This window comes from Shewanella sp. MF05913, assembly GCF_059758095.1.
The window spans coordinates 1-878 of sequence record NZ_JCAYNT010000063.1; the positions used below are offsets into that span (position 1 = coordinate 1).

Genomic DNA, 878 nt, shown 5'->3' on the forward strand with positions numbered 1-878 from the left:
ATGACTGGGGTGAAGTCGTAACAAGGTAGCCCTAGGGGAACCTGGGGCTGGATCACCTCCTTACCTATACGACTAACTCAATACCTAAAGTGCAGAGATGCATGTGAGTGTTCACACAGATTACTTGATAGAAAGAAAGAGAAAGATATCGAAAGGTATTTTTGAGGATTTTGATTGTTAATCAAGGCGCTTGAGAAGAGAGGAAGGATGTGTAGTTTACTACATGACGACCGAACGACGAAAGCAACGCTGAGTAACGGTTAAAAGACCAAAAAGAATGGGTCTGTAGCTCAGCTGGTTAGAGCGCACCCCTGATAAGGGTGAGGTCGGTGGTTCAAGTCCACTCTGACCCACCAAATCTTCTTTAACTCTGCGTTGATTTATACCTCGTTTAGCAAGCTAAACGTCGGCATAAACCGCCTTGATTTAAATCGATTTGGCTTCGCCAATCTTATGATTGGTTACTTGATATTAATCTCAACTGCATGTAAATGGGGCTATAGCTCAGCTGGGAGAGCGCCTGCCTTGCACGCAGGAGGTCTGCGGTTCGATCCCGCATAGCTCCACCATTTACTTGTTGGTTAAATTGGTTGGTCAATAGGCTATTAAAGCTGTTTGGTCAGACTCGTATTTCGCCATAAAAACATGCATTGGTAAGAGATGCCAAAGATAAACGAAATTTTATCTTTGGCTTTTTTAAGCCCGCTCTTTAACAATTTGGAAAGCTGATAGTACTAACTAAAGGCGCATGAATGATGATTCGTTGTCGTTTGTGTGATTACGTTAGTGCGAAAAACGTTAATACGAAAGTATTAACACTTGAGTTCTCAATACACTGTTTAAGTGTCTTGAATATTCTAAAAACTAAGGCGAGTCAC

The 878-nt window shown here is 42.0% G+C and carries 2 tRNA genes and 1 rRNA gene; all 3 read left to right on the forward strand.

The features are described 5' to 3' along the window. Positions 1–63 (forward strand): 16S ribosomal RNA (locus AC19MV_RS22990); the annotation flags it as partial. A 216-nt stretch (positions 64–279) separates the two neighbouring features. Next, positions 280–356: transfer RNA gene (locus AC19MV_RS22995), tRNA-Ile, on the forward strand. 137 nt (positions 357–493) lie between these two features. Beyond that, positions 494–569, forward strand: a tRNA-Ala gene (locus tag AC19MV_RS23000). Positions 570–878: the final 309 nt, after the last annotated feature.